The 13,370-nt window shown below is 53.2% G+C and carries 13 protein-coding genes; 10 read left to right on the forward strand and 3 right to left on the reverse strand.

The features are described 5' to 3' along the window. The first annotated feature begins 163 nt into the window (after positions 1-163). Positions 164-1,291: an iron ABC transporter substrate-binding protein gene (locus J2T58_RS10620; RefSeq protein ID WP_253489821.1), complete on the forward strand. Its 1,128-nt coding sequence runs from the start codon at positions 164-166 to the stop codon at positions 1,289-1,291. 404 nt (positions 1,292-1,695) lie between these two features. Here the strand turns inward: J2T58_RS10620 and J2T58_RS10625 are convergent, their stop codons facing one another. Together J2T58_RS10625 and J2T58_RS10630 are read right to left on the reverse strand one after the other, a co-directional pair. Then, complete coding sequence (locus tag J2T58_RS10625; RefSeq protein ID WP_366518472.1) at positions 1,696-2,493, reverse strand: ABC transporter permease; 798 nt, start codon at positions 2,491-2,493, stop codon at positions 1,696-1,698. Beyond that, entirely contained in the window at positions 2,490-3,332 is an 843-nt protein-coding gene (locus J2T58_RS10630) for an ABC transporter ATP-binding protein (protein ID WP_366518473.1), read from the reverse strand. The genes J2T58_RS10625 and J2T58_RS10630 overlap by 4 nt, the downstream gene beginning before the upstream one ends. A gap of 100 nt (positions 3,333-3,432) precedes the next feature. On the opposite strand from J2T58_RS10630, the gene J2T58_RS10635 reads away from it, so the two are divergent. After that, positions 3,433-4,581 (forward strand): iron ABC transporter substrate-binding protein, encoded by a 1,149-nt coding sequence (locus J2T58_RS10635; RefSeq protein ID WP_436262640.1) that lies wholly within the window; start codon positions 3,433-3,435, stop codon positions 4,579-4,581. 63 nt (positions 4,582-4,644) lie between these two features. Here the strand turns inward: J2T58_RS10635 and J2T58_RS10640 are convergent, their stop codons facing one another. Then, positions 4,645-5,628 (reverse strand): radical SAM protein, encoded by a 984-nt coding sequence (locus tag J2T58_RS10640; RefSeq protein WP_253489836.1) that lies wholly within the window; start codon positions 5,626-5,628, stop codon positions 4,645-4,647. 327 nt (positions 5,629-5,955) lie between these two features. On the opposite strand from J2T58_RS10640, the gene J2T58_RS10645 reads away from it, so the two are divergent. From J2T58_RS10645 to J2T58_RS10680, 8 genes are all read left to right on the forward strand, one after another. Next, positions 5,956-7,026, forward strand: a complete 1,071-nt coding sequence (locus J2T58_RS10645; RefSeq protein ID WP_253489837.1) for a FecCD family ABC transporter permease — start codon at positions 5,956-5,958, stop codon at positions 7,024-7,026. Then, positions 7,023-7,850 carry an ABC transporter ATP-binding protein gene (locus tag J2T58_RS10650; protein ID WP_253489838.1) on the forward strand — a complete coding sequence of 276 codons (828 nt, stop codon included), beginning with the start codon at positions 7,023-7,025 and terminating at the stop codon, positions 7,848-7,850. The genes J2T58_RS10645 and J2T58_RS10650 overlap by 4 nt, the downstream gene beginning before the upstream one ends. Beyond that, entirely contained in the window at positions 7,834-8,469 is a 636-nt protein-coding gene (locus J2T58_RS10655; protein WP_253489839.1) for an FmdE family protein, read from the forward strand. The genes J2T58_RS10650 and J2T58_RS10655 overlap by 17 nt, the downstream gene beginning before the upstream one ends. Before the next feature lie 118 nt (positions 8,470-8,587). Next, positions 8,588-9,493 carry a glycine betaine ABC transporter substrate-binding protein gene (locus J2T58_RS10660; RefSeq protein WP_253489841.1) on the forward strand — a complete coding sequence of 302 codons (906 nt, stop codon included), beginning with the start codon at positions 8,588-8,590 and terminating at the stop codon, positions 9,491-9,493. A gap of 93 nt (positions 9,494-9,586) precedes the next feature. Next, positions 9,587-10,663: a betaine/proline/choline family ABC transporter ATP-binding protein gene (locus tag J2T58_RS10665; protein WP_253489852.1), complete on the forward strand. Its 1,077-nt coding sequence runs from the start codon at positions 9,587-9,589 to the stop codon at positions 10,661-10,663. A gap of 12 nt (positions 10,664-10,675) precedes the next feature. Next, the gene (locus J2T58_RS10670) at positions 10,676-11,311 is read left to right on the forward strand and encodes an ABC transporter permease (protein ID WP_253489843.1); all 636 of its coding nucleotides are present in this window, start codon (positions 10,676-10,678) and stop codon (positions 11,309-11,311) included. After that, a complete protein-coding gene (locus J2T58_RS10675) occupies positions 11,305-11,916 on the forward strand; it encodes an ABC transporter permease (protein WP_253489846.1) in 612 nt (203 codons plus the stop codon). The genes J2T58_RS10670 and J2T58_RS10675 overlap by 7 nt, the downstream gene beginning before the upstream one ends. 77 nt (positions 11,917-11,993) lie before the next feature. Next, positions 11,994-13,187: an META domain-containing protein gene (locus J2T58_RS10680; protein ID WP_253489849.1), complete on the forward strand. Its 1,194-nt coding sequence runs from the start codon at positions 11,994-11,996 to the stop codon at positions 13,185-13,187. Positions 13,188-13,370 lie beyond the last annotated feature (183 nt).

The following is a 13,370-nucleotide window of genomic DNA, read 5'->3' on the forward strand; positions in this document are numbered from 1 at the left end:
CTGGAAATGATGGGGAAGAGATCGCTGGGGATGGCTGATTGTTGATTCGGAGTGATGAAATTCAACGGATCATGGGAGCTGCCTCGCAAAGTGAGCTAATAAAGGTTACATTCATATTTTGGTATGGTCTCGTATGATGAATAAAAAAACAAGTATTATTATTATGGGGTTGCTCCTCGTTGCATTCCTGGGTATTGCCGGGTGTGTCGGTGAGGCAACCACTCCTGACACACCCTCACCCTCTGGTCCGCGTGAAGTGACGATCACTGATGGCTTTGACCGCACAGTGACGGTCGCGGTTCCGGCAACCGAGGTTCTCGCCTCTGGTTCCGGCGCAGTCCGGTACATGGTCTATATGCAGGGTCAGGATACCCTTGTCGGTGTTGACGATAGGGAGAAGAGCTTTATGAATCCGGAAGGCCGCCCCTATGCCCTCGTTCATCTGAATCAGATGAAAGATCTTCCGCTCTTTGGACAGAACCGAGGGAGGGATGATCCCGAGAAGGTCATTGCGATCAACCCCCAGGTGATCTTCAAGACTGGTGCAACCGGACAGGGTTCGGCAACCAATGTCGGGGATGTGAGTGCGCTTCAGGAGAAGACCGGCATCCCGGTGATCGGATACCCATATGGATCGCTTCGGACTGCTGACGAGAAGGATGAGATGTACACATATCTCAGGACGATCGGCCTTGTCATCGGAAAGGAGGATCGGGCAGAAGAGGTGATCGACTACATCGAGGCAACGATGGCTGATCTTGAGCGCCGAACACATGACATCCCTGAGAACGAGCAGAAGCGTGTCTATATCGGTGGTGTCAGTATGTCAGGCGCTCATGGCATCATCTCGACCGAGCCGGCGTACCCGCCGTTCCTCTGGGTGCATGCGAATAATGTCGCATCAGGTATAGGAACAGCGCATGTCGATGTTGCAAAGGAGGCGATTGTTGACTGGGACGCAGAGTATCTCTTCATCGACCTTGGAACCCTTGGCATGGAGAATGACGGTGCACTCGGCCAGGTAAAGACTGATCCCGCACTAAAGGGGCTCTCTGCAGTGAAGAGCGGGAAGGTATACGGTCTGTTGCCATACAACTCATATAATACCAACTATGAGGTCGTCCTGGCAAATGCGTACTATGTCGGCACAGTTCTCTATCCGGACCGGTTTGCAGATGTTGATCCGGTTAAGAAAGCAGACGAACTCTTCACCTTCTTCGTTGGAGAACCTGTCTTTGAAGAGTATAATGCCGGTTACAGAGGATTAGGGTTCACCCAGATTCCGGTCTGATACTCTGAAATCCGGGAAAGGGGGCGAGGCTCTCCGCCTCCTTTTTCATCTACAGCAACTATCTCCCCGCACAGGGAGCACTCGGCCTGTTCAAAGGCTTTTGTCTTCTTCTTAACTTCTGTCTGGAAATGCCAGATAGCGAAGAGAGCCTTCCCTTGGTGTCATCTGCAAACGTATCCCCATTGAAATGGTGCAAATTTTTTGCCTAATTGATGAGGCTACCGTCTCGGCAATATCCGAATAAATATTGTTTCCATCATTTTTTACGGTGAAAATTGTGTATGGGGTTCTCTTTGTGATGTATGGAATCAGTATGAGCGTTGGGAGATCAGATGTGGTGATCCGGGATGGATTGTAGGAATCATCTGTTCATAATAAAAAATGGGGGTTGTGTCCCGGCCTGATTATTCGGATTGTGAATGAGGGTGCAGTCGAATGATCCGCCCACGATCATCAAAGATCTGCCGTGATGCAAGAAACACGGAGAACTGGGCGGTAATTGCCTCGGCAACGATTAAAAGGAAAACGATGATGAGCTGGTATTCTGCCGCATAATATGGGTTTAAACCAGCGATCAACATGCCTGCCATAGCTCCGGGAAGAATAACGATTCCAAGTGTCTTCAACCGATCTATAGCCGGGATCATGGAGCTGCGAACCCCTTCCCGCATATAGACAGTCGTTGCTTCATCGGGGCTTGCTCCGAGTGAGAGGGCCATCTCAACCTGATCATTATGAATCTCCATCTCACGGATAAACCGATCAATAGAGAGTGATGAAACGATCATTGATGCTCCGATTGCCATACTTCCCATTGGTATCAGAAAGGCTGGCGTAATTGGGATAACGCCAGTTATGACGAGGGCTGATATCGAGACAAAAGAGCCTGCAGCTATCGAGGGGAGAGTAACCATAAAGGGCTTTGCAAGAGAGGAACGTGCACGCAAAGCCGATGTCCACGCCGCAACCAGCGTCATGCCGATAAGCATTAGAATGATTAATAGAAAATTACCGGATTCAAAAACAAATACGAGTAGTACTACGATGACAGCAAGCTGTAGAATAGCTCGGGCAGCCCCAACAATTAATTCACGAGAGATACCTATTCTGCGCACGTGCAGGATCACTATAATCGCCAGGAGCAGAAGGGTCGCAATTCCAAGGTTGAGAAAGCCGGCCGAGGGATCATATGACATTGTCATTGTATATCACTCTGAAGAGAGCCTGATTCGAGCCGATATCGCTTATCTGATCGGTTATACAGTGCCAGGTCATGGGTGATAACAATGATTGCCGATCCTGCATCTGCCAGTTCATCCAGCTTATGTACTATGAGAGAGGCTGAGTCGCGATCAAGAGCCGACGTCGGTTCATCAAGGAGAAGGATCGGAGGATCGAGCATAAGCGCACGGACAAGTGCAATTCTTTGCCGTTCCCCGCCTGAAAGCTGTTCTGGATATGAAGAGAGGATATCTGATGAAAGGCCAAGACTTTCTATGATATCTGTCGGATCCGGATATCTGAGCTTTTGATGTGCTTTGAACGAAAAGGGTAAAGAAAGATTCTCATGAACATTTCCTGGAAAGAAGACAGGAATCTGGGGCATTAACATAATAGTTCGACGTATGATCTCCGGAGGGAATGAACGTATATCACGGCCATATAGTTGTATCTCACCTCCTGAATAGGGAATAAGCTGATTAAGGCAACGAAGAAGGAGGCTCTTCCCAGATCCTGATGAGCCGGTGATGGCGATACGGTCGCCTTTTCTGATGGAGAAGGAGACATTCGAGAAGATAGGTCGATCCTGAAGTATAAGGGAAAGTGATTTGACACAAAGATCCGGATGGTGACTCCGACTCATACGTAGTAGATTCCTACTCACATATATTAGAAACAGATCATTATTTTGTTGTATCAGATAGCACCCACTCTCCTGACCTCTCCATTTGATAATACTGCAATAGTGCGTACGGTACGCACGTGCTCTCTCCAGGGCTCTCCGCCTTCTCTTCTCACAAAAACCTGTTTTTTTGATCATTTGTATTCAATTCTCAATATTTATGCACCATAACTCAGACGAAAAATAAAATAGGTATATTAAAGTATATCGTAACTCAATTCTTTTTAGATTTGGTATGATGAATAATCGCATTTATTCTATTTTGTGTGGAGTGCTCCTCCTCGCCCTCCTCGCAGTTGCGGGCTGTGTCGGTGATTCCGGCCCCTCGGCTCCACCAACAGGACAGAACGAGATGACCCTGACCGATGGCTTCGGCAGAACGGTGACGATCCCGCAACCCGTGGAGAGTGTCCTCTGCTCCGGCTCCGGCACGCTGCGGTACCTGGTGTACCTCCAGGGTGAGGATCTCGTTGTCGGTGTTGACAGTATCGAGAAGCAGCACCGAGACATAGAAGGGCGCCCCTATGCGCTTGTACACCGTGAGAGGTTCCAGCCACTACCGCTCTTTGGCGAGTTCCGTGGCAAGGATGATCCGGAAAAAGTCATCGGTATCTGGCCGGAACTCGTCTTTAAGGGCGGATCTACCGGGACTGCATATGGCACAAGTATTGCTGAAGTGGATGATCTCCAGACAAAAACCGGTGTGCCGGTTGTCGGATTTGCTTATGGTTCACTGAGGAACCAGGCTGAGAAGACAGAGATGTACACCGCCCTTCGGGTGATGGGCAAAGCGATCGGAAATGATGCCCGTGCCGAAGAGATTATCGCATACATCGAGGCGACAATGGCAGACCTTGAGGCGCGTACCGGCGATATTCCGGCAGCAGACCAGAAACGGGTCTATATCGGCGGTGTGAGCAGTGCCGGTGCGCATGGCATCATCTCGACCGAGCCTGCATACCCGCCATTCCTCTGGGTGCATGCCGATAATGTCGCATCCGGCCTTGGAACCGCACATGTCGATGTTGCAAAGGAAGCGATTGTGGACTGGGATCCCGAGTACCTCTTCATCGATGCGGGTACAACCTCGATGGATAACCAGGGTGCGATTGGGCAGTTGAAGACCGATCCCGCACTAAAAGGACTCAGCGCGGTAAAGGAAGGCAGGGTCTACATCGTGCTACCGTACAATTTCTACAACACGAACTATGAGACAGTCCTCGCGAATGCATATTTCGTTGGCTCTGTCCTGTATCCCGACCGGTTCGCTGATGTTGATCCGGTAGAGAAGGCAGATGAGATCTATACCTTCTTCGTTGGAAAGCCAGTATTTAACGAGCTGAACAGCCAGTACGGTGGTATTGGCTTCTCCCAGTTCCCAATGTAAGTGCACTGAACAAGAGTAATCCGGGGGAATACCCATCCCCCGTTTTTGTGAGGTTTTTTTTCTTTAACAGTTCCTCTCTGTTTTTGGATCGGTTACATCCGGGAGTGTGCTGCTGTAAAAGGTGCCGCGGGTACCGCGGGTACCGCGGTAGGATCTGATCTCACCTGCATTCTCAAGATCCCTCAGTATCTTCGCCACCTCGCCACCGGACATACCGGTTGCTGTGATGAGATCGTCAATCGTTGAGGGGCGGCGGGAGAGAATCGCACAGATCCTCTCTTTCTCTTCATCCATGACACCGGTGGATTGCTCACCCGGCGAAGAGAGGTTGACAATCTCTACCTTCTCTCTCCCAAGAATCTCCCGTACCGTATTCATTTCTGTATCAGATGCCGCCTGCACCCAGCTCTCCGGGGCGGGGCGATCCAGGGTGTTCAATTGTACACGATCGGGATTGATTCTGGTGATTGCGTCACGGAGTGAAATGAGTTCTTCTTCTGAGGTATTGACCCCCGGAATGATGAAGACCTCCAGCCAGATCTCGCCCCGGTAATCTCTCCCAAACTCCTCCATCCCTGCGATGATTGCCTCGATTGCAAGGTCCGGATGGGGTCTGTGTATCCGCTCAAATGTCTCCTGCCTGCCCGATGTGAGTGTGGGTATCACCCGGTCTGCACGCAGGAGCTCTTCCCTGACATCCGGGCGGGTGAGGAGGCTTCCGTTCGTGAGAACACTGGTGATATACTGTGGAAATTCCTCCTTCACCATCGCTATCACATTTCCGATAGAGAGCGAGAGGGTCGGCTCACCTGATCCCGCGAAGGTGACCGAGTCGAGTTGTGGGCTGGTGGAGAGGATGCACCTGAGTTCTTCCATCACCTCATCTTCAGGAATGAAGGTGGATCGCTCTATTGTCTGGATGGTAGTCTCCCCGCATTCGCAGTAGACGCAGTTGTATGAACAGGTCTTGTACGGGATGAGATCGATCCCAAGCGATCTGCCGAGCCGATGCGAGGATACCGGACCAAAGATATGCCTGTATTTCATCTGATTCCTCCCCCGTTTCTGGTGATTTGGGTTCTTCGGAGATAACAGCATCTTTTGTGACACGGCATTCAGAGGCCTTTCAGGTATCTCTTTACCCATTCACCATGCAATGGCGTATTTTCCGCCGTACGCTGCCTGATGCTCGCGCCGATCCCTGAAGTTCATAACAAAATCAAAAAGGTTATTCTTATGTGGTCTGCTACCCTACATTGATCTGAGGGAGTATAATGGATCTTAAAATTAGTATTACATCATTCCATCGTTTATCTGCCGGATTCCGGATAACCCCCGGCGGAAGAGAGCCACATGTAAGGGGTGAGTAGTTACGTGCATTTTGCAGATGGCGAACTTCCCACTGACTACCTGAAATACACCTACCGGAAGATACTCTGGATACTTGCCGGAATCGTCGTCCTCTTCCTCCTGTTCATCCTCTCGATCTCTGTCGGGGCAGTTGCCATCCCACCCCATGAGGTCTTTCTGACCCTGATCGGCCAGAACGTCACCGACAAGTGGGATCGGATCATCTGGAATATCCGCCTTCCCCAGGCGCTTGCGGCGATCATCTGCGGTGCCGGGCTTGCGGTCGCCGGGGTTGCGATGCAGTCGATCCTCCGAAACCCGCTCGCCTCACCATTCACCCTTGGTATCTCAAATGCGGGTGCATTTGGTGCGGCGGTTGCCATCATCTTCCTCGGCACCGGCAGGATGACCTCGACGACGGCGGGTGCGGTGATCATCAATAATCCGTATGTGACGACCATCTGTGCCTTCGTCTTCTGCATGCTCGCAACCATTGCGATCATTGCGATAGCAAAGATCAAGGCATCATCCCCGGAAGTCGTGATCCTTGCGGGTGTCGCTCTTTCATCTCTCTTTACGGCAGGGGTGATGTTCCTCCAGTACTTCAGCGATGATGCACAGCTTGCGGCGGTCGTCCACTGGACATTCGGCGATGTCGGGCGTGCCGGCTGGTCCGAAGTGTACCTGATGGGGGCGATTGTCCTTGTCGCCTGCATCTACTTCATTGCAAACCGGTGGAACTACAATGCGATGGATGCCGGTGACGAGACCGCCAAAGGGCTTGGGGTGAATGTCGAGCGGCTCAGGAATGTCGGCATGATCGTGGCCGCACTTGTCACAGCCGTCCTCGTCTCGTTCCTCGGGGTCATCGGATTCGTCGGGCTCGTCTGCCCGCATATGGTTCGGCGGATCATCGGGGATGAGCAGCGGTACCTGATACCCGGATCAATTGTGATGGGGGGCATCCTCCTGCTTGCATCCGATACGGTTGCACGCCTGATCTTCGCCCCATATGTCCTTCCGGTAGCCATCCTGACGGCATTCATGGGTGCCCCGGTCTTCATCTATCTCCTCCTCAGGGGGTATAAGCGATGATCCTCAGCGTCGATGAACTGAAATTCATGTACCGGAACAAGGGGATTCTCGACGAGATCGCCTTCTCCATCAACGAAGGTGAGATCGTCGCGATCCTCGGGCCTAACGGTGTCGGGAAGACGACCCTCCTCAAGTGCTTAAACCGGATCCTCGTCCCGAAACAGGGTACCGTCTCCGTCTGCGGTGATACCATCACCTCCCTTGAACTGATGGAGATCGCCCGGCGGATCGGGTATGTTCCCCAGCGGGTCGAGACCGGGAGACTGACCGGTTTTGATGCCGTCCTCCTCGGCCGCAGGCCGCATATCGGCTGGGATGTCACCGAAAAGGATCTCAGGATCGTCGAGGCGGCGTTCCGGAGCTTTGGGATCGATCGCCTCCGCCTCCACTACATCGACGAGATGAGCGGTGGAGAGCTCCAGATGATCGCCATCGCACGGGCATTTGTCCAGGAGCCAAAGATCCTCCTGCTGGACGAGCCGACGAGTGCGCTGGACCTGAAGAACCAGATCGAGATCCTGCATCGGATCAACGCGATTGTTGCAGAACACAACATTGCGGTTGTGATGACGATGCATGACCTGAACACCGCTCTCCGGTATGCGGACCGGTTCATCCTCTTAAAGGATCAGTCGATTCATACCTGTGGAGACAGAAGCGTTGTCACCGCTGATGAGATCGAGGCGGTCTATGGTGTCCCGGTCATGATCGGGGAGCTTGCAGGGGTGCCGTGTGTTATCCCCCAGTGCCTCTGCAACGGGAATGGAAGGAAAACCAAGATACCAACAGACGAAGAAGGTAGTAGCTATGTGCGAAACTCATGATCATCAGCATTTTGAAGCAGCCGGGAAATATCCGGAATTTGAAGAGTGTGTAACATTCCACGGCCATTCATGCCCTGGCCTTGCGACCGGATACCGTGCCGCCATTGCGGCGATGCAGGCGCTCGGTGTCGCCCGCCCCTATGACGAGGAGCTCGTCACCGTCGCAGAGACCGATGCCTGCGGTGTGGATGCGATCCAGCTTGTTACCGGGTGTACCGCAGGAAAAGGAAACCTGATCATCAATGATTACGGGAAGCATGTCTTCAGTTTTTATGCCCGGGAGAAGGGGAAAGGCGTCCGGATTCTCATCAGGAACCGTGAGATGCCGGAGAAGGCTGAGATGGATGGCCTGAGGAAGAAGGTCTTTGCCGGGGATGCCACAGAAGATGAAAAGAACCGGTTTTATGAACTGATGGCGGCAGCAACCGAGTCACTCCTCATGATTCCGCAGGATGAGATGCTGACGGTTGTCGAGATCGCGTACAACCCGCCGCAGAAGGCACGGATCTTTGCCACAGTCACCTGCCCTGACTGCGGGGAGCCGGTTGCTGATGCGAAGATGCAGACGGTTGATGGAAAGACCGTCTGCATCCCCTGTTCACGTGCATCCAGGCAGTGAGCATCACCCAAAATCTCTTTTCACCCCTGACCATCCGGCAGATTTATTTTTCGAATACTATTATTCGGGATCAAAAAAACTATATTTCCTGATGACCCCTCTCTCATGAGGTGTGATTATGCAGAAAAAGTTCATACCAATCAGCCTTGGAGCCCTCATCCTCATCACCTGCCTCGCGGCAGGGTGTATGGGGGCTGACCAGGCTGGGACGAGGGAGACGATCGTCATCGGTGGGAAACCCTTTAACGAGCAGTATATTCTTCCCCAGATGATAGCACTCCTTCTTGAAGAGGAAGGATACAGGACAGATATACGGCCGGGGATGAATGATGCAACCCTCTTTGCCGGGATCAAAAGAGGCCAGGTAGATATCTATGTTGAGTACACCGGGACCGCGTACTCACAGCTCCTGCAACGTGAGCCTCTTCGGGTCTGGGACCCGGATCTCGTCTTTGCGGATGTTCAGACAGGTCTTGCCGCAGAGGGGATCAGCGTTCCCTTCAGGCTTGGGTTCAGGAACGACTATGCCATCGCGGTGAAGGAGTCGTATGCCACAGAGAATAATCTTGAAACCATCAGCGATCTTGTGCCCTATGCAGGTACACTCGTCTTTGGCAGCGATCTCGTCTTCCATGAACGTGAAGATGGTCTCCCACGACTGGCAGAGGTCTATGGCCTCTCCTTTGCGGATGTCAGGCCGATGTCACCGACCCTGATGTACGAAGCCATCGACAAGAACCAGGTACAGGCGATCCCACCCTATACAACCGACTCACGGGTGGATCTCTATAACCTTCTGGTGCTTCATGATGATCAGGCGGCTCTCCCTCCCTATGAGGCGATGCTCTTTATCAGATCTGACCGGATGGTAGATGACCGTCTTGTCACCGCCCTCTCTGTCCTTGAGAACCGGATCGACACCGATGAGATGCGGGCATTAAATGCAGAGTTTGATAACGACAAGCGGGAGGCACGGGATATTGCACGGGACTATCTCATCAGGGAGGGGTTGATCTCCCCCTGATTCCCGCAGACCGGGCACTGTTTTTTTCCAGGACGTGGTGATCTGGTTCAAAAACGCCCGTTTGAGCGTATCGATACCATCACGGTACGAGGGATAACGAAGAGGTTTGGAGAGACGGTTGCCGTTGATGATGTCAGCCTTGACGTACAGGGTGGCGAGCTGCTCATCCTTATCGGGGGTTCAGGGTCCGGGAAGACGACGACACTGCGGATGATCAACCGGTTGATCGACCCTGATGAGGGATCCATCTCCATCAACGGGACGGATATCACCAGCATCGATGAGATCCTTCTGCGGAAGAATATCGGATATGTGATCCAGCAGATCGGCCTCTTCCCCCATATGACCGTCCGGGAGAATATCGGACTCATCCCGAAGATCGAGGGGTGGAGTCGTGATCGGATTGAGGAACGGGTGAAAGAGCTCCTTACCCTCGTCCATCTTCCCCCGGAGATCTTTATGGATCGATATCCAAAGGAGCTCTCCGGCGGCCAGCAGCAACGGATAGGCCTTGCCCGGGCACTTGTTATGGATCCCCCCCTCCTCCTGATGGATGAGCCGTTCGGGGCCCTCGATCCCCTTCTCAGGCGGCAGTTGCAGGATGAGTTCATCGCGATCAAGGAGAATATCGGCAGGACGATCGTCTTTGTGACCCATGATATCAATGAGGCGTTCCGGCTTGGCGATCGGATCGCGATCATGCATGAAGGAAGGATCGTCCAGGTGGGTACTGCACGGGATCTCATCCTCACTCCTGCTGATCCGATGGTCGCCGGACTTGTCGGTTCTGAGCACCGTTACAGGCATCTTGAGAATCTGACTGTGCAGGATATCATGCTCCCGGTTTCTGAGATCTCCGTTCTCGAGGCGTCAACCTCCATCAGCTCTGCGATTGGTCTGATGACCGATGCGGGCCTTGAGGTTGCGGTCGTCAGTAACGGCACATCCATCCAGGGGATTGTCCGGCTCCCGGATCTTCTGCGGGTTGGCCAGCATTCGGAGGCTGTCGGATCCCATGCCCGATCCCCTCTCATCCTGAGACCGGACGGGACCGCCCTCTCGGCAATCTCCGGGATGAAGGCTGATGGAGATGTTTGTGCCCTTGTGATGGATGGTGAGGAGCTGCTTGGCATCTTCACCCCCGATGAGGTCCTGCGGCGGCTTGTATAGGAGTTGTTCCGGATGATCGATGAGATACAGACGGTCTGGATCAGGTATAACCTGACCGAACGGACGATAGAGCATCTCCAGATCTTCACCATCGCCCTCCTGCTGGCAATCGCTATCGGGGTGGCGACCGGGCTTCTCCTCTACAGGCGGAGGAGATATTCACCACCGGTCTTCTCGACCCTCAATGCAGTACAGACCTTCCCCGATATCGCCCTTCTCATCCTTCTCATTCCTCTTGCTGGGATAGGGACCGTCCCGACGATCATCGCCTGCGTCCTCTACTCGATCCTCCCGATTGCACGGAACACCTATACAGGGCTCATCTCTGTCAGCCCTGAGCTTCTTGAGGTCGGCCGGGCGATGGGGCTGGTTGAGCGGGATATTCTTATGAAGATCCGGTTTCCCCTCGCCTTCCCGATGATCGCAGGCGGGATCAGGATTGCCATCGTCTTCACGATGGGTATCGTCACCCTTGGCGGGATCTTTGGTGCAGGGGGGCTCGGAGCACCGCTCCAGACCGGGATTAACCTGATGCGGCCGGATATCATCTTTGTTGCGGGTATCTGGGTCGGGCTTCTTGCCGTCATCCTCGATGGCATCGCCGGCGGTATCGAGGCGGAGCTGAAGAGGAGGTTTGGATCATGGTGAGCCTTGAGCTGCTGGGAACGCCGATTCTCCAGCATATCATCCTCGCATATACCGCTCTCTTTGCAAGTATTGCCCTTGGGATACCACTTGCCATCCTTGCCCTCTACAGCCGGCCCCTCCAACGAATCGTCATGGTCATGGCAAACCTGATGCAGGCGGTTCCAACCTTTGCCGTTGTTGCCTTCGTCGTTCCGCTCATCGGGATCGGGTTCTGGCCTGCGATCATCGCCATCCTCCTCCGGGCTCTCCTCCCGATCATCAAAAATACCTGGGTCGGGCTTTCGTCCCTGGATCCCGCACTCATCGCCTCTGCCGAGGGGATCGGCCTCTCCCAATGGGAGATCATCAGGTATGTCCGGCTCCCGAATGCCTATCCCGCAATCTTTGCCGGGGTGAAGTTCGCCGCGATCCTTGCAAACAGTGTCGCGATACTGACGGCAATGATCGGGAGCGGCGGGCTTGGAACAATCGTCTTCGAAGGACTTGCCGGGGTGAATATGATGAAGATGATGTCGGGGGCTCTCCCTGCCATCGGGATCGCTCTCTTCCTCGATACCTCATTTGGATGGCTGGAGAAGAGGATGGTCCCACCAGGGACGAGATAACCCTCCCCTGAGGATAGATGCGAAGAAATTTGAAGTCATCGCCATAGTATTATTAAAGGGTGGCTAATACTACTGGTATGAGAAGACTTTGCACAATAGCAGCCCTCCTTCTGGTGGCATCCATTGCCCTGGTTGTGGCCGGCTGCGTCTCTGAACCTCAGCCTCAACCGGATAATGACATACAACCGCCTCTTCCCGGGACAACATGGCAGCTCTCCACCTTCTATGATGATGGATCGCCATCAGCGGTCCTGCCAGGAACGGTGATCACGCTCCGGTTTGATGAAGAGACCTTAGCCGGATCTGCCGGATGTAACCAGTACTTCGGATCCTACAGCCTTACTGGATTTGAGATCTCCATCGGGGCACTTGGATCGACCCTGATGTACTGTGCAGAACCAGGTGTCATGGATCAGGAGACGCTTTATCTCTCCCTCCTCGGCGATGCAGACATAATTGCTGTCGATGAAGAGAAGCTTACCCTGTCGGCTGCTGATGGTTCCCCCCTCCTCGTCTTTGATCGGGTCCGGGAGATCCCCGCAATCCCTGATGAGGAGATAGCCGACTACGTCAAAGGATCAGAATGGAGGCTCACCACATTCCATTATGATGATGTAGTCTCATCTGTCATCTCCGGATCGGAGATAACACTCATCTTCCACGAAGAGAGCATTTCCGGCTCTGCCGGATGTAACCGGTATATGGGATCATACAGCGTGGATGGAGCCGGGATCTCCATAGGAGCGATCGGAGCCACGAAGATGTTCTGTGGAGAGGCTGGCATTATGGAGCAGGAGGGGCGATATATCTCCCTCCTTGGTGAGGCAGAGGTCATTGCTGTCGATGGTGAGACGCTCACCCTCTCTGATGCTGACGGCTCCCCCCTTCTCACCTTCGAGCGTATCACAGAGTTACCCGAACCTTCCCTGACAGGAGTGCAGTGGAGGCTTGTATCCATCACAGAGAAGGGATATGTTTCAGAAGCCATCCCTGAGCGGGCAGTAACCGCAACCTTTGATGGCGAGCGAATCTCAGGCTCCGGTGGATGCAACAGCTACTCTGCGGGCTACCAGATGGATGGTTCGATGCTGGTGATCGATCACCCGGTCTCAACCCTGGTCTACTGCGAGACTCCCCCGGGCCTGATGGATCAGGAGAGCCGGTTCTTCTCTCTCCTGCCGGAGATGACCGGGTATATCATTGAGAATGGTTCTCTCACCCTCTCCTCTGCCGATGGGGGTATTTCTCTCTCATTTGTCAGTGGAATATAGGACCTTCTTTCACCCCCGGATGATGGGGGTGGCGGGATGACCCCTTCTCCCCTCATGCATTTTTCAGAGCACGTAGTAAATAATTCAAATAGGACTTACGCACAATTTTAGTTGAGCCAAAAGATCAATATATTAGTAAAGCATAAAATAATGCGTGTCAAAGCAGTATCAAGTAACTGACAC

This window comes from Methanocalculus alkaliphilus, assembly GCF_024170505.1.
Classification (GTDB): Archaea; Halobacteriota; Methanomicrobia; order Methanomicrobiales; family Methanocorpusculaceae; genus Methanocalculus; species Methanocalculus alkaliphilus.

Coding starts and splice junctions, on each gene's coding strand:
- J2T58_RS10620 (WP_253489821.1), top strand. CDS start 164: ATGGGGTTGCTCCTCGTTGCATTCCTGGGTATTGCCGGGTGTGTCGGT.
- J2T58_RS10625 (WP_366518472.1), bottom strand. CDS start 2,493: ATGACAATGTCATATGATCCCTCGGCCGGCTTTCTCAACCTTGGAATT.
- J2T58_RS10630 (WP_366518473.1), bottom strand. CDS start 3,332: ATGATCAAAAAAACAGGTTTTTGTGAGAAGAGAAGGCGGAGAGCCCTG.
- J2T58_RS10635 (WP_436262640.1), top strand. CDS start 3,433: ATGAATAATCGCATTTATTCTATTTTGTGTGGAGTGCTCCTCCTCGCC.
- J2T58_RS10640 (WP_253489836.1), bottom strand. CDS start 5,628: ATGAAATACAGGCATATCTTTGGTCCGGTATCCTCGCATCGGCTCGGC.
- J2T58_RS10650 (WP_253489838.1), top strand. CDS start 7,023: ATGATCCTCAGCGTCGATGAACTGAAATTCATGTACCGGAACAAGGGG.
- J2T58_RS10655 (WP_253489839.1), top strand. CDS start 7,834: ATGTGCGAAACTCATGATCATCAGCATTTTGAAGCAGCCGGGAAATAT.
- J2T58_RS10660 (WP_253489841.1), top strand. CDS start 8,588: ATGCAGAAAAAGTTCATACCAATCAGCCTTGGAGCCCTCATCCTCATC.
- J2T58_RS10670 (WP_253489843.1), top strand. CDS start 10,676: ATGATCGATGAGATACAGACGGTCTGGATCAGGTATAACCTGACCGAA.
- J2T58_RS10675 (WP_253489846.1), top strand. CDS start 11,305: ATGGTGAGCCTTGAGCTGCTGGGAACGCCGATTCTCCAGCATATCATC.
- J2T58_RS10680 (WP_253489849.1), top strand. CDS start 11,994: ATGAGAAGACTTTGCACAATAGCAGCCCTCCTTCTGGTGGCATCCATT.